This is a genomic window from Streptomyces sp. NPDC093598, from assembly GCF_044764825.1.
Classification (GTDB): Bacteria; Actinomycetota; Actinomycetes; order Streptomycetales; family Streptomycetaceae; genus Streptomyces.
In genome coordinates, this window is record NZ_JBIWIV010000002.1 from 558458 (window position 1) to 574496 (window position 16039).

At 72.3% G+C, this 16039-nt stretch carries 15 protein-coding genes and 2 pseudogenes; 12 read left to right on the top strand and 5 right to left on the bottom strand.

Features of this window, described 5'->3' with window-relative positions; all coding sequences use genetic code 11:
* Nucleotides 1–20: 20 nt before the first annotated feature.
* Nucleotides 21–1379, top strand: a complete 1359-nt coding sequence (locus ACIRDU_RS08525; RefSeq protein ID WP_403576102.1) for a GH1 family beta-glucosidase — start codon at nt 21–23, stop codon at nt 1377–1379.
* A gap of 76 nt (nt 1380–1455) precedes the next feature.
* Here ACIRDU_RS08525 and ACIRDU_RS08530 read toward each other — a convergent pair whose 3' ends face one another.
* Nucleotides 1456–2082, bottom strand: coding sequence for an HD domain-containing protein (locus tag ACIRDU_RS08530; protein WP_403576104.1), 627 nt, complete (start codon nt 2080–2082; stop codon nt 1456–1458).
* Between the two features lie 169 nt (nt 2083–2251).
* Between ACIRDU_RS08530 and ACIRDU_RS08535 the strand changes: the two genes are divergently transcribed.
* Complete coding sequence (locus ACIRDU_RS08535; RefSeq protein WP_403576106.1) at nt 2252–2794, top strand: hypothetical protein; 543 nt, start codon at nt 2252–2254, stop codon at nt 2792–2794.
* A 48-nt stretch (nt 2795–2842) separates the two neighbouring features.
* Here ACIRDU_RS08535 and ACIRDU_RS08540 read toward each other — a convergent pair whose 3' ends face one another.
* The gene (locus ACIRDU_RS08540) at nt 2843–3802 is read right to left on the bottom strand and encodes an ATP-binding protein (RefSeq protein ID WP_403576108.1); all 960 of its coding nucleotides are present in this window, start codon (nt 3800–3802) and stop codon (nt 2843–2845) included.
* Between the two features lie 52 nt (nt 3803–3854).
* Between ACIRDU_RS08540 and ACIRDU_RS08545 the strand changes: the two are divergent.
* A pseudogene (locus tag ACIRDU_RS08545) lies at nt 3855–5398 on the top strand (ABC transporter substrate-binding protein).
* A gap of 9 nt (nt 5399–5407) precedes the next feature.
* On the opposite strand, the gene ACIRDU_RS08550 reads toward ACIRDU_RS08545, so the two are convergent.
* On the bottom strand, nt 5408–5809 hold the full coding sequence (locus ACIRDU_RS08550; RefSeq protein WP_403576110.1) for a RidA family protein: 402 nt from the start codon (nt 5807–5809) through the stop codon (nt 5408–5410).
* Between the two features lie 113 nt (nt 5810–5922).
* On the opposite strand from ACIRDU_RS08550, the gene ACIRDU_RS08555 reads away from it, so the two are divergent.
* Nucleotides 5923–6303, top strand: a complete 381-nt coding sequence (locus ACIRDU_RS08555) for a helix-turn-helix domain-containing protein (RefSeq protein ID WP_062930210.1) — start codon at nt 5923–5925, stop codon at nt 6301–6303.
* Nucleotides 6304–6323: 20 nt separating this feature from the next.
* Here the strand turns inward: ACIRDU_RS08555 and ACIRDU_RS08560 are convergent, their stop codons facing one another.
* Complete coding sequence (locus ACIRDU_RS08560; RefSeq protein WP_403576112.1) at nt 6324–7085, bottom strand: CDP-alcohol phosphatidyltransferase family protein; 762 nt, start codon at nt 7083–7085, stop codon at nt 6324–6326.
* Nucleotides 7086–7193: 108 nt separating this feature from the next.
* Here ACIRDU_RS08560 and ACIRDU_RS08565 point away from each other — a divergent pair, with 108 nt between their 5' ends.
* The 5 genes and pseudogenes from ACIRDU_RS08565 to ACIRDU_RS08585 form a co-directional block, all read left to right on the top strand.
* Nucleotides 7194–8186, top strand: coding sequence for a zinc-binding alcohol dehydrogenase (locus ACIRDU_RS08565; protein ID WP_403576114.1), 993 nt, complete (start codon nt 7194–7196; stop codon nt 8184–8186).
* Between the two features lie 159 nt (nt 8187–8345).
* Nucleotides 8346–8744, top strand: a complete 399-nt coding sequence (locus tag ACIRDU_RS08570) for a 6-carboxytetrahydropterin synthase (RefSeq protein ID WP_030843501.1) — start codon at nt 8346–8348, stop codon at nt 8742–8744.
* Nucleotides 8741–9946, top strand: a complete 1206-nt coding sequence (locus ACIRDU_RS08575; RefSeq protein WP_403576116.1) for a glycosyltransferase family 4 protein — start codon at nt 8741–8743, stop codon at nt 9944–9946. Before ACIRDU_RS08570 ends, ACIRDU_RS08575 begins: the two co-directional genes overlap by 4 nt.
* Nucleotides 9943–11046 carry a methyltransferase domain-containing protein gene (locus ACIRDU_RS08580; protein WP_403576118.1) on the top strand — a complete coding sequence of 368 codons (1104 nt, stop codon included), beginning with the start codon at nt 9943–9945 and terminating at the stop codon, nt 11044–11046. Before ACIRDU_RS08575 ends, ACIRDU_RS08580 begins: the two co-directional genes overlap by 4 nt.
* Nucleotides 11043–12212, top strand: a pseudogene (locus tag ACIRDU_RS08585) (lysylphosphatidylglycerol synthase transmembrane domain-containing protein); the annotation flags it as partial. The gene ACIRDU_RS08580 and the pseudogene ACIRDU_RS08585, both read left to right, overlap by 4 nt.
* 107 nt (nt 12213–12319) lie before the next feature.
* On the opposite strand, the gene ACIRDU_RS08590 reads toward ACIRDU_RS08585, so the two are convergent.
* Nucleotides 12320–13048 (bottom strand): creatininase family protein, encoded by a 729-nt coding sequence (locus ACIRDU_RS08590; RefSeq protein WP_403576120.1) that lies wholly within the window; start codon nt 13046–13048, stop codon nt 12320–12322.
* A 41-nt stretch (nt 13049–13089) separates the two neighbouring features.
* Between ACIRDU_RS08590 and ribA the strand changes: the two genes are divergently transcribed.
* From ribA to ACIRDU_RS08605, 3 genes are all read left to right on the top strand, one after another.
* Nucleotides 13090–13749: a GTP cyclohydrolase II gene (ribA, locus tag ACIRDU_RS08595; RefSeq protein WP_403576122.1), complete on the top strand. Its 660-nt coding sequence runs from the start codon at nt 13090–13092 to the stop codon at nt 13747–13749.
* A gap of 78 nt (nt 13750–13827) precedes the next feature.
* A complete protein-coding gene (locus tag ACIRDU_RS08600) occupies nt 13828–14889 on the top strand; it encodes a saccharopine dehydrogenase (protein WP_403576124.1) in 1062 nt (353 codons plus the stop codon).
* On the top strand, nt 14879–16036 hold the full coding sequence (locus tag ACIRDU_RS08605) for a saccharopine dehydrogenase family protein (RefSeq protein ID WP_403576126.1): 1158 nt from the start codon (nt 14879–14881) through the stop codon (nt 16034–16036). Before ACIRDU_RS08600 ends, ACIRDU_RS08605 begins: the two co-directional genes overlap by 11 nt.
* The last annotated feature ends 3 nt before the right edge of the window (nt 16037–16039 follow it).

Genomic DNA, 16039 nt, shown 5'->3' on the forward strand with positions numbered 1-16039 from the left:
CCGTTCTCGAAGGGACTTCCGTGACCATCGACCTCGCCGCACTCCCGCACGACTTCCTGTGGGGCACGGCCACCTCGGCGTACCAGATCGAGGGAGCCGTGGCGGAGGACGGCCGTTCGCCGTCGATCTGGGACACGTTCTCGCACACCCCCGGGAAGACCGCCGGCGGCGACCACGGCGACGTCGCCTGCGACCACTACCACCGCTGGCCCGAGGACATCGCCCTGATGCGCCGGCTGGGGGTGAACGCCTACCGCCTGTCGGTCGCCTGGCCGCGCGTCGTCCCGGGCGGCGACGGCCCCGTCAATGCCAAGGGCCTCGCCTTCTACGACGAGTTGATCGACGGCCTGCTGGAGGCGGGCATCACCCCGTCCGTCACCCTCTACCACTGGGACCTGCCGCAGACGCTCCAGGACCGGGGCGGCTGGCCGGAGCGCGACACCGCCCACGCCTTCGCGGAGTACGCCTCGGTGGTCGCCGGACGCCTGGGCGACCGCGTCACCCACTGGGCCACGCTCAACGAACCCCTGTGCTCGGCGTGGATCGGCCACCTCGAGGGCACGATGGCACCCGGCCTGACGGATCTCACGGCCGCCGTCCGCGCCTCCTACCACCTGCTGCTCGGCCACGGCCTGGCGACCCGCGCGATCCGCGCGGCGGCCCCGGACGCCCAGATCGGCATCGTCAACAACCTCTCCACCGTCCACCCCGCCACCGACCGCCCCGAGGACATCGCCGCCGCCCGCCGCATGGACGGCCACACCAACCGCTGGTGGCTCGACCCGGTGCACGGCAGGGGCTTCCCGTCGGACATGCGCGAGCTCTACGGCGTCGAACTCCCGGAACGGCCCGGCGACTCGGCGGCCATCGCCGCTCCGCTGGACTGGCTGGGCCTGAACTACTACTTCCCGCAGACCGTCGCCGACGACCCGGACGGACCGGCGCCCCACGCCCGGGCCGTACGCCGAGACGGCGTCCCGCGCACCGGCATGGACTGGGAGATCGACGCGAGCGGCATCGAGTCACTGCTGCTGCGGCTCACCGACGACTACGGGGCCCGCCGGCTGTACGTCACGGAGAACGGCTCGGCCTTCCCGGACGTCGTCCGCCCCGACGGCACGGTCGACGACCCCGAGCGGCAGGACTACCTGCTGCGGCACCTCGAGGCCTGCGCCTCCGCCGCCCGCAAGGGCGCCCCGCTGGCCGGCTACTTCGCCTGGTCGCTGCTGGACAACTTCGAGTGGGCGTACGGCTACGAGAAGCGGTTCGGCCTCGTCCACGTGGATTACGAGACGCAGCGGCGCACGATCAAGGGCACGGGGCATCGGTACGCCGATGTCGTCCGGGCCCATCGGAGTCAGGCGCGCAGGGCTGCCTGAGAGGCGACGACCGGCCGCCAAAACCCCTGCCCGGGGTTCCGGCGGCCCATGGTTGCCGTCCGGCGGCGAGGCGGTGTCAAGGCCCCGGACATGGCTCTGTTGTGTGCGCCGACACGGGCGTCGACCGGCCGAGAGGCCGGTTGAGGTCCGGGTCGCCGAACTCCGCCCGCAGGGCCTGGAAGGCGGTCACCTTGTCCCCGCCGAAGCGGCTGATGTGGGCGGCGTACTCGTCGGGGGAGAGGAACACCGACGGCCGGGACTTGGTGTGGAACTTGTCCGCGTACATCACCAGCCTCTCCTCCTCCGTCACCGCCAGGTAGTCGGCGGGAGGGAGGGGCAGACCCTGGCTCACGATGTCGTGCCGCGTGAGTCCCACTCCGGTGTGGTGGGAGCAGAAGCGGCGCAGGGGCTCGGGGAAGCCCTCCGCTTCGAGGATCTCGTGGCCGAGCAGTCCGTGTCGGATGTAGTTCTCGTGATCCAGCCGTCCGTCGTCCCCGTAGAGGCGGTAGACGCCGATGTCGTGCAGGAGGCAGCCGGCGCGGACCAGTTCGGCGTCGAGGTGAGCGAGGTGGGGTGCGGACATGAGCTGCTCGGCGATCCCCCGGACGATCTCGCAATGGGTGTGGACGAGCGTGAACGCCTCGGTGGTGGGCGCGTACTTCTCGTGCAGCGCCCGGATCTCTGCGGGGCCCGGAATCCTCATCGGGTGAGCGTAACAATCGCTCGTCCGGCTGAGCCGGGAAGTTCCCGCAGCGCCCCTTTTCACGCGATCGGATGGTGCTTCGGGGAGCGGGCACCCGCCCGGCCTGCGGGCCGTTCGAGCTGGTGACGGAACTTGTCGTCCCTTCTCAGCACGGTAACGGGAGCACACCATGGGCCTGCATTTCCACCGCAACCCCGACGGCACGACGACCGGTCGCAACGAGGCCAACGGCTTCACCGTGACGCATGTCGAAGAGGAAGAGGTGAAGCGGCAGTTGTACGAGGACGCCGGGTGGGAGTACACGCCTCCACCGCCTCCGACTCCGCCCGGGTTCCATCGGTTCTCTTTGGTGCACGAGGACTTCCGGGCCTCGGGGTTCGGGGACGAGAGGTATGCGGGGCTGCGGGCGCGTCCCCCGGAGGGGTGCGTGCCCGTCGACCGGGGGTGCTTCGCTCTGGAGTGCGAGCGGCCAGGGAAGACGCTCATGGACGCGGTCGCCGGTACGGTCGCGGAGGTCCGCCGAGAGCACGGAGTGGTGATGAACAGCCTGGGTGTCGAGAAACCCCAGGAATGGTTCGACGCGGACGACAAGAACGGATACGCGGCGAAGATCGTCGCGCACTTGCTGCTGATGGCCGCCGGCCGCGCCCGATCGCTCGGGTACGGGCGCAAGGACATGGTCCGGCTACTCGATGCCACGGGGATCGAGTAGCCGGCGGGACGGGTCAGCAGGAGAGAGCCGTGATGAGTGTGGTGCCCCTCAGGCCAGGGCGGCCGGCCCCGGGACGTACTCCGGATCCACCTGCCCCGCCAGATCCTCCCCCGTGCGGGCGTCCGCCCAGGCGTGGACGTTGCGCAGGTGGAATTCGACCGCGTGCCCGTGGAGCCGGTCCCAGTCGCGCGGGTGGGAGTCGACCGTCTCGCGCAGGACCGTGAGGGCGTGACGGTTGTGCGGCTCCAGCGACGCCAGGGCGTCCGGGCCGGACTCGGTGCGGCCCTGCTCGGCCGCGCGCACCCAGGGGGACTGTTCCAGGTGGGTCAGGAGGTCGTCGCCCACCTGCTCCTTGAGGAAGAGCAGGTCGTCCTCGCAGGTGACCTTGTTGCCGACGACGGCGATGCGGATGCCGAACTGTTCGGCGTGGTCGCGGTACTGGCGGTAGACCGAGACGCCCTTGCGGGTGGGTTCCGCCACCAGGAAGGTGATGTCGAAGCGGGTGAACAGGCCCGAGGCGAAGGCGTCCGCGCCCGCTGTCATGTCGACGACGACGTACTCGCCGGGGCCGTCCACCAGGTGCCCGAGGTACAGCTCCACCGCGCCGAGCTTGGAGTGGTAGCACGCCACGCCCAGGTCGGACTCGTCGAATTCACCCGTCGCCATGAGGGGCACTCCGCCTGCCCGGCCGACGTGCCGGGCGTGCAGTTCGTCCTCGCCGAGCGGGCGGAGCAGGCGGGAGCCGCGTCCGGGCGGGGTCGTCTTGATCATCGCCTCGGGGGAGGGGATGCGGGGGTTGTCGCCCCGTAGGAAGTTCTTGATCTCGGGCAGGTGCGCGCCCAGGGGAGCGGCGGACTTCTCCTCGCCGCCCAGCGCCTCGGCCAGGTGCTGGTTGATGTCGCCGTCGATGGCGAGGACCGGGGCGCCGGAGCGCGCCAGGTGACGGGAGAAGAGTGCGGACAGCGTCGTCTTTCCGCTGCCGCCCTTGCCGACGAACGCGATCCTCACGACCGCCCCACCTTGTTGAAAATGGATGTCATGTGATCAGGTTTAGGGAGTGATGCCTGTCGGTGTCAAATTGCCTACTCCGTATGGGAGTCGGTGCGTTCCCGGGCGTGAGTCACCCGGTTGGCCGGCGTGTTCCCTCGTGCCGTGTCTGGCAGGCTGCTTCGTCTCGCCCGGTGGGGAGTCGTCGTCGAAGGGCGGGCCGTCGGGGGCCCGGCTGCGCGTCGCCCTCGCCTTCCCGCCCGCCGAGAACTTCTCGCCGTACGGGGCCGACGCCACCCTGCTCAGCCGGCTCGGCGTCACCGAAGGGCTGACCGCCCTGGACGCCAACGGCGCCGCCGCCCCCGCACTCGCCCGGTCCTGGCGCCGGGGGAACGACCGCACCTGGCGGTTCACCCTGCGCGAGGGCACCTTCCAGGACGGCACGGACGTCACCCCCGCGGCCCGTGGCCGCCGCGCTCACCCGGGCCGCGAAGGCCGAGCCCGCACCCGCCGCACTCGCCGGTGTGCGGCTCAGTGCGAAGGCCGACGGCGACAGCGGCATCCGCATCACCACCACCGCGCCCGACCCCGTCCTGCCCATGCGCCTGGCCGGGCCGAACCTGACGATCCTCTCCCCGAAGGGGTACGAGAAGAAGGGCAGTCCCACTCCGGTCGGCACCGCCACCGGGCCCTTCGAGATCACCGAGGTCGGCAGCGGCTCCGCCACTCTCGACCGTTTCGACGACTACTGGGGCGGCCTCGCCCACGCCGCCGGCATCGACGCGCGCTTCGTCAAGGACGGCACCGCACGCGCCAACGCCGTCCGCACCGGCGACGTCGACATCGCCGAGGCGATCCCCGTCGCCCAGGCCGCCACCCTCGACAAGGCCACCCTCAGGGAAGCCGGCACCACCCGGACCACCAGCCTTCACCTCAACACCAGGACCGGCCCCTTCAAGCACGCGGGGCTGCACGCCGCCGCCCGCACGGCGATCGACTCCTCCGCCCTCGGCAAGGGCGTCTTCGAGGGGTACGCCGACCCGGGCGCCGGCCTTTTCGGCCCTGCCGTCACCTGGGCCGACAGCAAGCGGGTTCAGCCGGCCGGCCGGGCGGGCGAAGGCGGCCCGGCCCGACGGTACGCCGATCACCCTCGCCACCTACGACAACCGGCCCGAGCTCCCCGAGGTCGCCCAGGTCCTGCAACAACCACTCCAGAAGGCGGGCTTCACGGTGGAACCGGAGGTGCGCGAGTACTCACGGCTGGAGAGCGACGCGCTCGCCGGAAAGTTCGACGCGTTCATCGGCGCCCGCGACAGCCTCCTGGACACCGGCGACCCTGTCGGCATCCTCGGCAGCGACTTCACCTGCGACGGCGCCTACAACCTGGCCCGCTTGTGCGACAAGAAGTTCGACCGGGCCGTCGCCGAGGCCGTCGACACCGACGGCACCGGAGAGCGGCAGGACGCCGCCATGGCCGCCGAGGCGGCGATCCTCGGCACGGACGCGGTCGTGCCGCTGGCCCACCAGCGGATCATCGCCGGCGTCTCGACCAAGGTGCGGGGCGTGCTGCTCGACCCGTACGAGCGGACCCTGGTCGGTACCGGCACGCGTCGCTGACCGGCCCGTTCAGGCGGGCAGCTTCGTGTCGATCACGCAGCTGATCTCGACGAGCTGCCCGGGAAACGTCAGTTCGGTGACGCCCAGGGCCGTGCTGACCGGGCGGTGGGCGCCGAAGTACGCCCGGTTGGCCTTCGCCACGACCTCGGCGCTCCGCACCAGGTCCACCGCGTACAGCGTCTGGGAGACGATCTGGTTGCGCGTCACGCCGTAATGGGCAAGGACCCTGTCGAGGTTGATGTAGGTCCGCTCCAGCTGGGCGGTGAGGTCGTCCTCGGGGTGGAAGCCGCCCGCCTCGTCGAACGCGAGCTGCCCGGAGACGTGGATCAGATCGCCGGACCTGATCGCCTGGGCGTAGCCGAAGTGGTTCTCGGCCGGGATGCCGTGGTCGTAGACGTCGGTGGTGGTCACAGTCGGTGTCCTTCCGTCGAGCGCCTGTTCGCGCTCTCTTGCGGTTACTGGGAAACCGTAAGAGAGTGAACGCCGACCTGGAAGAACGCACTTTTCCGTAACGGGGGCACCACATGGTGACCAAGCAGTTGAGGGACCTGCCCGAGAACGCGGACCTGCGGCGGGCGGACTCCCTGGCCCGGGAGATCTTCTCCGACGTGGCCAACAAATGGGCGCTTCTGATCATCGAGGCCCTCGGCGAACGCACCCTGCGCTTCAGCGAGTTGCGCGACGAGGTCGAGGGCGTCAGCCACAAGATGCTGACCCAGAACCTGCGGATGCTGGAGCGCAACGGCCTGGTCGACCGGACGGTCTACCCCACCGTGCCGCCCAGGGTCGAGTACACCCTGACCGAGCCGGGCCGGGCCCTGCGCGCCACGGTCGACGCGATCTGCGGCTGGACCCACCGGTACCTCGGTCACATCGAGGCGGCGCGCGGGCGGTTCGACGACTGACCGCCCCGCCCTGCCTGGGGTCAGCCGGCGACCAGTTCCCGCACCTGGCGGGGCGCCACCGGCTCCACCACCCGGGAGGTGCGGTACAGCCACAGCACGTCACGCCCGAACGACCAGACCAACAGGCCCAGGGCCAGGGCCGCGACGCCGAAGTTGCCCGCGTACGGCAGCAGACCGGCGCCCGCGACCAGCAGGAGCACGCCCTGGAGGGCGGCGACCGTCTTGCGGGCGGTGCTCGGCGGGAGCGCGGCGGTCAGCCAGGGCCACACCCGGGCGGCAGCGACGAAGACGTACCGCATGCCGCCGATCAGCAGCACCCACGGGCCGAGTTGCATCGACACGTACACGCTCAGCACGAGGATCAGGAACGCGTCGACCTCCATGTCGAAGCGCGCGCCCAGCGGGGTCGAGGTGCCGGTGCGGCGGGCGACCTTGCCGTCGACGCCGTCGAGGATCAGCGCCACCGCCGTCAGGCCGACGAACAGCGACACGGGCGGTGAGCTCTGGAAGGAGTCGGCGACCAGTGCGGTGACCCCGCCGACGAGGGTGGCCCGGCCGAGGGTGACCCGGTTGGCGGCGCCGAACGAGCGCAGCCGGGAGCGGTGCAGGGCCCGGGAGAGCACCGCCCAGGTGGCGATCGCGAACGCGAGGCCGGTCAGCCAGCCCGCCGGCCCCATCCCGATCGCCGTGCCGATCAGGGCCAGCAGCAGGACCTGCACGCCCGCCCCCAGGGCGGTCTCCTGCTGGACGAGCCTCGCGTCGTACGTGTTGTTCAGGGCCACCGAACACCCTCCGGCCGTGTGACAGAGTCGATCAACGCCGCTACGTTGTGCGCGGCCTGTGCACCCCTCGGTACGCAAGCAGCTTCCCGATCGTTCAGGAGGACTTCGATGAAGCACACGGGACGTGCGTTCTGGATCGACTCGCCCGGGCGAGGCGGGATCCGGGACGTCACCCTGCCGGCACCCGGCGAGGGTGAGGTGCTGGTCCGCACGTTGTTCTCCGGCGTGAGCCGAGGCACCGAGACGCTCGTCTTCCGCGGCGGCGTGCCCGCCAGCCAGCACACGGCCATGCGCGCGCCGTTCCAGGAGGGCGACTTCCCGGGCCCGGTGAAGTACGGCTACCTCAACGTCGGCGTGGTGGAGGAAGGGCCCGAGGAGCTCACCGGCCGCACGGTGTTCTGCCTCTACCCGCACCAGACGCGCTACGTCGTCCCGGCCACCGCGGTCACCCCCGTCCCGGACACCGTGCCCGCCGAACGGGCCGTGCTCGCCGGGACCGTGGAGACCGCCGTCAACGCCCTGTGGGACGCCGCGCCCCTGGTCGGCGACCGGATCGCCGTGGTCGGCGGCGGCATGGTCGGCTGCTCGGTGGCCGCCCTCCTCGCCCGGTTCCCCGGCGTCCGCGTCCAGTTGGTCGACGCCGACCCGTCCCGCGCGAAGATCGCCGAGGCGCTCGGTGTCGGCTTCGCCACGCCGCAGGACGCCGACGGGGACCGCGACCTGGTCGTGCACGCCAGCGCCACGGAACAGGGTCTCGCCAGGTCCCTGGAACTCCTCACCGCCGAGGGAACCGTCCTCGAACTCAGCTGGTACGGCGACCGGCGGGTCAGCCTCCCGCTCGGTGAGGCCTTCCACTCCCGGCGGCTCGTCATCCGCAGCAGCCAGGTCGGCACCGTCTCCCCGGCCCGCGCGAACCGCACCTACGCCGACCGGCTCGCAGTCGCCCTGGACCTGCTCGCCGACCCCGCGCTCGACGCCCTGATCACCGGCGAATCCGCCTTCGAGGACCTGCCGGACGTGCTGCCCAAGCTGGTCTCCGGCGAGGTCCCCGCGCTGTGCCACCGCGTCCGTTACGACGAGAGCGATCGACGCATCGGCTGACGATTCGTTCCATCCGGTACGAGTTTCGCCGCGACAAGAGCGCCTGACCTGAGAAAAGACGTACCGAAGGCTGAACAGGGGAAGGCAACGAGCCGTACTACTCGGCATCCCCGGCACCGAGAGCGGGGAGCAGACGCGCCGCACCTGGAGGGTCGTCCGTTGTTCAGCATCACCGTCCGCGATCACATCATGATCGCCCACAGCTTCCGTGGCGACGTCTTCGGACCGGCCCAGCGCCTGCACGGAGCCACGTTCCTCGTGGACGCCACGTTCCGGCGCGAACAGCTGGACGAGGACAACATCGTCGTCGACATCGGGCTGGCCACCCAGGAACTCGGCGCGGTCGTCAGCGAGCTGAACTACCGCAACCTCGACAACGAGCCCGACTTCGCCGGAGTCAACACCTCCACGGAGTTCCTCGCCAAGGTCATCGCCGACCGGCTGGCCGAGCGCATCCACAAGGGCGCGCTCGGCGAGGGCGCCAAGGGCATCGCGGGCCTCACGGTCACGCTGCACGAGTCGCACATCGCCTGGGCGAGTTACGAGCGTGCGCTGTGACCGACACGACGGTCGAACGGCCCGAGCACATGGGTCCGGCACCGGCGCGGCTGAATTATGTTCCCGTGCAGCACGCCTCCCTGAAGAACGCCGAGATCATCCCCATGTCCCTGCGCACCGTGCACTTCGTGCTGCCGGGCGGCGTCGACGACCCGACGGCACCCAGCGGCGGCAACGCCTACGACCGGCGCGTGTGCCTGGACCTGCCCGGCTTCGGCTGGCAGGTCACCAAGCACGCCGTGGCCGGTGACTGGCCCCGGCCCGAGGCCGGCGCCCGTGCCGAACTCGCCCGCACCCTGAGCGCACTGCCCGACGGGGCAGTCGTCCTGCTCGACGGGCTGGTGGCCTGCGGCGTGCCGGAGGTCGTCGTGCCCGAGACGGAACGGTTGCGCATCGCCGTCCTCGTCCACCTCCCGCTCGGCGACGAGACCGGGCTCGACGCCGCCGTGGCCGCCGAACTGGACGCCAGGGAGCGGACCGTACTGCGGGCGGTGCCGGCGGTGATCGCCACCAGCGACTGGGCGGTCCGCCGCCTCGTCTCCCACCACGGCCTTCCCCCCGAGCGGGTCCACGTCGCCGCCCCCGGCGCCGACATCGCGCCCCTCGCGCCCGGCACCGACGGTGTCTCGCGCCTGCTGTGCGTGGCCGCCGTCACCCCGCGCAAGGGCCAGCACCGGCTCGTCGAGGCGCTGGCCACGGTGACCGACCTGCCGTGGAGCTGCGTGTGCGTCGGCAGTCTGACCCAGGACCCGGAGTACGTCGCCCATCTGCGGTCCCTCATCGCCGAGCACGGGCTTCAGGACCGGCTGGAGCTGGCCGGGCCGAAGTCCGGCGCGGAGCTCGACGCCGGCTACGCCACCGCCGACCTGATGGTCCTCACCTCCTACGCCGAGACGTACGGCATGGCGGTGACCGAGGCCCTGGCACGGGGCATCCCGGTGCTGGCCACGGACGTCGGCGGGCTGCCGGAGGCGGTCGGCCGCGCACCCGACGGCGGAGTGCCCGGCATCCTCGTCCCGCCGGAGAACCCCGCGGCCATCGCCGCCGAACTGCGCGGCTGGTTCGGCGAGGCGGACGTCCGACGCCGGCTGAAGGCCGCCGCCCGCAGCCGCCGCGCCGCCCTCGACGGCTGGGCGACGACCGCACAGAGCCTGGCGGCGGTACTGCGCCGGCTCCCGACCGATCCCCGGAGGGTCGCATGACGAACCCGGCGACGACTCAGCAGAGCGGCACGATCCCGGCCCAGCCCGGCCCGAGGGAGGTCACGGTGACGGACGGCGTGACCCCGGACGCCGGGCCGGGCGGGCAGTCCGGGCCGGGGCAGGCCGGTGACGCCGTGATCCCGGGGCTGGGCTCCAGCGTCGCGTTCGGTCCCGGGCAGGTCCCCGGTGCCGTCATCCCCGGCGCCGGACCCAGCGGCAAGCCCGGCTCGCGGCCGACCGTGAAGCTGCGGGAGGCCAGCCCCGACGATCCGCCCCGGTACGCGCCCGAGTGGCTGGAGTTGCGCGAGCCGGCCGATGCCGCCGCGCGGGCACACGACCTGCTCGACCCCCTGCGCATCCGGCTCGCCAACCTGCCGGGCAAGTCGGGCGGCGTCGTCATCCACGACCTGGGCTGCGGCACCGGCTCGATGGGCCGCTGGCTCGCGCCCCGGCTGGACGGCGCCCAGCACTGGGTCCTGCACGACCGTGACCCCTACCTGCTGCACTTCGCCGCCGTCGCCTCTCCGCGCTCGGCCGCCGACGGCAGCCGGGTCTCCGTGGAGACGCGGCGCGGCGACATCGCCCGTCTCACCCCGGACGCCCTGCAGGGCGCGTCCCTGGTCACCGCGTCCGCCCTGCTGGACGTCCTCACCCGCGAGGAGATCGACACCTTCGCCGCCGCGTGCGCCGGAGCCGGCTGCCCCGCCCTGCTGACCCTGTCCGTCGCCGGGCGGGTGGAACTGACCCCGTCCCACCCGCTGGACGCGCAGATCGCCCAGGCGTTCAATGACCACCAGCGCCGCGACGGCCTGCTCGGACCCGACGCGGTCACGGCGGCGGCCGAGGCGTTCACCGAGCACGGCGCGACCGTGCGGCTGCACCCGAGCCCGTGGCGGCTCGGCCCCGAGCAGGCCGCGCTCACCGAGCAGTGGCTGCGCGGCTGGGTCGGCGCCGCCGTCGAGGAGCGTCCCGAGCTGCGGGCCGAGGCCGACGTCTACCTGAACGACCGGCTGGCGGCCTGCGCCGCGGGCGAGTTGCAGGTCACGGTCCACCACATCGACCTCCTGGCCCTGTCCCGCCCGGCGGGCGGAGCGTCATGAGCCCTCAGGCGACGGGAACGCGTCCGCGCACCACGCTCACCGAGAACCCCCGGTCGTCCGCGACCGGCAGCGGCGCCTGTGTGCCCGCGGCGGTATCCGGTGCGGCGGACACGGCCCGGGCGGAGGCGGCCGTGCCGCGCCCGGCCGTGGGCGACAGGAGCGAGCCCGCCGCCTCGGCCCCGGCCGGCCCCGGCCGGACGGCCGAAGCCCCGTCGCCGGGCACCGGCCCGGACGGCAAGGGCCCGGACGGCACCGGCACGTCGTCGCCCGGCCCGATCCGTTCGGCCCTGGCCCGCCTCGGCTCTCCCAAGGTCCGTACGCACCTCGGCACCGTCGCCGGAATCGCCATCCTGGGCGTGCTGTTCTGGCGCCTCGGTACCGGTGTCTTCCTGGACGGGCTGCGGCGCATCGACGGCGTGTCGCTGCTGCTCGCGCTCGGAATCGGGCTCGTCACCACCGTTTTCAGCGCCTGGCGGTGGGCGATCGTGGCCCGGGGACTCAGGATCCGGCTGCCGTTCGGTCCGGCCGTCGCCGACTACTACCGCGCGCTGTTCCTGAACGCGGCCCTGCCCGGCGGCGTCCTCGGCGATGTGCACCGGGCCGTGCGGCACGGGCAGAGCGAGGGGGATGTGCGGCGGGGCGTGAAGGCCGTCGTCCTCGAACGGGCCGCCGGGCAGATCGCGTTGTTCGCCGTGGGTGCCGTCGTCCTGCTGACCATGCCGTCCCCGGTGCTCGCCGAGGCCCGGCACCTCGCCCCGCTCGCGGCCCTGGCCGCCCTGGGCGCACTCGCCGTCGTCCTCGCCCTGCGCATGAACCGCGCGGCGCCCTCCCGTCGCGGCCGTAAGCTGCGCGCGGCGCTCGCCGAGGCCCGCGAAGGGCTGTTGTCCCGGCGGAACGGGCCCGGAGTGGTTGTCTCCTCCGTGGTGGTGCTGGCAGGTTACGTCGCGATGTTCGTACTCGCCGCCCGTGTCACCGGGACCGCCGCCTCCGTGGCCGTCCTGCTGCCCCTCGCGGTCCTCGCCCTGCTGGCGATGGGCCTGCCGCTGAACGTCGGCGGCTGGGGGCCGAGGGAGGGCGTCACCGCCTGGGCGTTCGGCGCCGCCGGCCTGGGCGCCGGCCGGGGACTCGCCGTCGCGGTCGTCTACGGCGTGCTCAGCCTCGTGGCGAGCCTGCCCGGCCTGATCGTGCTCGTCGCCCGCTGGTACGCGGGCCCGCGGGCCGGGGCCCGGTCCGTCGTACCCGACCCGGGACCCGGCCCCGCGGCCGCTGCTGACTACGCGTCGGAGGCCAGCATCGAGAAATACGCACCGAAGGAATCCGCGAGGCTCGCCAGGAGTTCCTTCCCCTTTTCCGCCGAACCCAGCGAAGGACGCCCGATGACACCGGAATCGGTATAGCCGGACATGCCGAGGGTGAGCAGATGACGCCGGTCGTCAGCGACGAAATCGGAGGTCTCATAACCGGGTCGGAGCATTTCGGGATGAGCGTGCAGAAGGATGGAGGTTTCTATTTCCCCCGCGTGCATGTCGGTGAGCAGCGAGGTGACCACACCCGCCCGCTCGCGCGCCGCCTCCCAGTCCTCAGGAGCCGGGAAGAGCGCCATCGTCTCGCCGCGGGCGGAGGACTCCTGAACCACGTTGCCCAGCACGTAGTTCCCGCCGTGCCCGTTGACCACCACCAGGGCGTCGACCCCGGACCGGCGGAGCGAAGCCGCTATGTCCCGTACCACCGCATGAAGGGTCACCGAGGAGATGCTGACGGTCCCCGGCCAGGCCGCGTGCTCGTGCGAGCACGAGATCGTCACCGGAGGAAGGAGGTGCACCGGGTACGCGCCGGCTATCTCCCGCGCGACGGCACAGGCGACGAGCGTGTCGGTCGCCAGCGGGAGGTACGGACCGTGCTGCTCGAAGCTCCCCACGGGAAGCACCGCGACCTGCCGTGAGACACCGGCGCCCCGCGTCCGTACGTCTTCCGTGGTGTCCGCCGGCACCAGATCACTCATAACGTCACGGCCTTTCGTCTCTGCTTAGGAACTCGAGAATCATGACAGAAAAAATTGGCGTACTCGGCAAGAAGTCGGCGCAGCGGACCGGCGTGGAACGCGTTGTGAATGCGCCCTTGCCCACCGTGTACGGGAAATTCCAGGCGGTCGGCTACCTGGACCACGACCGCGGTGACGAACAAGTGGCGCTCGTCTACGGAGAGATCGGCACGGACGACGTCCTCATCCGGCTGCACTCGGAGTGCCTGACCGGCGACGCCTTCGGCTCCCAGCACTGCGAGTGCGGTGACCAGCTCGACGCCGCCCTGCGCGCGGTCGTCGCCGAGGGCGCCGGCATAGTCGTCTACCTCAGAGGGCATGAAGGCCGCGGCATCGGCCTGCTCGCCAAGCTGCGCGCGATGGCCCTCCAGGCGGAGGGCCTGGACACCGTCGAGGCCAACCTCGCCCTCGGCCTGCCCGTCGACGCCCGCGACTACGGCGTCGCCGCCCGCATCCTGGACGACCTGGGCGTGCGGTCGGTGCGCCTGATGTCCAACAACCCGCGCAAGCGCGAGGCACTGGTGGACCACGGCATCACGGTCGCCGAGCAGGTTCCGCTGCTGATCCCGCCGTGCGAGAACAACATCACCTATCTGCGCACCAAGCGGGAACGCCTCGACCACCACCTGCCCCACCTGGACGCGGTGGTCAGCTCCTCCTGACGCGTACGCTTCGTGGACGTCCGCCCCTTGAGCGTCGGTCCTCAGTGGCCGACGCCTCACGCCGGAGGCCCATCTGCGATGACCGAGCTCCATCTGTGGCTGCGCCACGAGGCCCGCACGACCGAGCGACGCACTCCGATCGTGCCCGACGACGCCCGGCGGCTCGTCGGGCACGGAGTGCGACTGACCGTCGAGGAGTCCCCGCAGCGGGTCTTCCCGATCGAGGAGTACGAGGCGGCAGGCTGCCGAGTCGCCCCCGCGGGCTCCTGGGTGACGGCGCCGCGGGACGCCGTCGTGCTCGGCCTGAAGGAACTGCCCGACGAGCCGGCCGCACTGACGCACCGGCACATCTTCTTCGGCCATGCCTACAAGGGCCAGCCGGGAGCGGCGGACCTGCTGGGCCGGTTCGCCGCCGGGGGCGGGGCGCTGTTCGACCTGGAGTACCTGGTCGACGACACCGGACGGCGTCTGGCCGCCTTCGGTTTCTGGGCCGGATATCTGGGTGCGGCGCTGGCCGTGCTCCGGCCCCGGGGCCGGCTGCGGGCACCACTGACGCCGACCACCAAGGAAGACCTGGACGAGACGCTGAGGCCCGCCGCCGGTGACACCGAGTTCACCGGCCTCGTCATCGGCGCCCTGGGCCGCAGCGGCCGCGGTGCCCGCGCGGCCTTCGCCACCGCCGGCGTCGACCCGACCTGCTGGGACCTCCCCGAGACCCGGGACCTGGACCGCCCCGCCCTGCTGGGCCACGACGTGATGGTCAACGCGGTGCTCGCCACCACCCCCGTCCCGCCCTTCCTGCGCGAGCAGGACCTCGACACCGCCGACCGCCGGCTGCGCACCCTGTGCGACGTGACGTGCGACGTCGGCTCCCCGCTCAACGTCCTGCCGGTGTACGACGAGACCACCGACTGGGACGAGCCGGTCCGCCGGCTGCGCGAGGAACCCCCGCTCGACCTGATCGCCATCGACAACCTGCCCTCCCTGCTGCCCCTGGAGTCCAGCGCCGACTTCTCGGCCGCCCTGCTGCCCCACCTGCTCGACTTCGGCGTCTCCGGGCCCTGGGGGCGCTGCCTGGACCGGTTCCGTGCGGAGTCCCGTGCCCACGGCCTCGACAAAGGGGAATCCGTTGACCACTGAACCGGCGGCGGCGAGCGGCACCGTCCACTGGATCGGCGCCGGCCTGTCCACGGGCAGCGGTCTCGCCGCGCTGTGCGACACCGCCGAGCGTGTCCGGCTCTGGCACCGCACCGAGAGCCGCGCCGCCGGCGCCCTCGGCCGGCTGGGCCTCACCGGCCGGGCCGAGCCCCGCGCGTACACACTGTCCGCTCTCGCCGCCGAACTCGCCCCGGGCGACGTCGTCGTGTCGATGCTGCCCGCCCCGGAGCACGCCCCGCTGCTCGCCGAGTGCGTACGGCAGGGGGCGCACTTCGCGTGCTCCAGCTATGTGTCGGAGGCGGTGCTGGAGCAGGTGCCCGCCGCAGGGAAGGCCGGGCTCGTCGTCCTCACCGAGGCCGGGCTCGACCCGGGCATCGACCACCTCTTCGCCCACGCCCTGGTCGCCCGGGCCCGGGAGGCGATCGGTGACGGGACGCCCGCCTCGTACACCCTCACGTCGTACTGCGGCGGTGTCCCCGCCGTCCCGAACGACTTCACGTACCGCTTCAGCTGGGCACCCGCGGGCGTCCTGGGCGCCCTGCGCTCTCCGGCCCGCTACCTCGAGGGCGGTGCGGAGACGGTCGCCGAGCGGCCCTGGGAGGCGACCCGGCGGCACGTCGTGGAAGGCGAGACCTTCGAGGTCTACCCCAACCGCGACAGCGTCCCCTTCGTCGCGCAGTACGGGCTGCCGGACGCCTGGACACCGCGGACGTTCGTACGCGGGACCCTGCGCCTGGAGGGCTGGCTGCGCGCCTGGGACGGTGTCTTCGAGGAGCTCAAGACCGGCGACGACGCCCGGATCGCCGCCCTGGCCCGGGAGCTGGCCGCCACCTACCCCACCACGGACGACGACCGCGACCGGGTCGTCCTCGCCGTGTCGCTGGACGTGCGCGCCGAGTCGGGGCGGTCGTGGAAGGGCGGTTACCTCCTCGACCTGGTGGGCGACGCCGAGGAGAGCGCGATGGCCCGCTGCGTCTCGCGGACCCTCGCGCTGGGCGTCCGTCACATCCTGGACGGTTCCCTGCCGCCCGGCCTGAACCGCGCCGCCGAGACGGCCGCCCGGTCCGAGCAGTGGCTGCGGGAACTCGCCCGGGACGGGGTCGGGTTCACGCTCCGCGTCGACCAGTAGCGG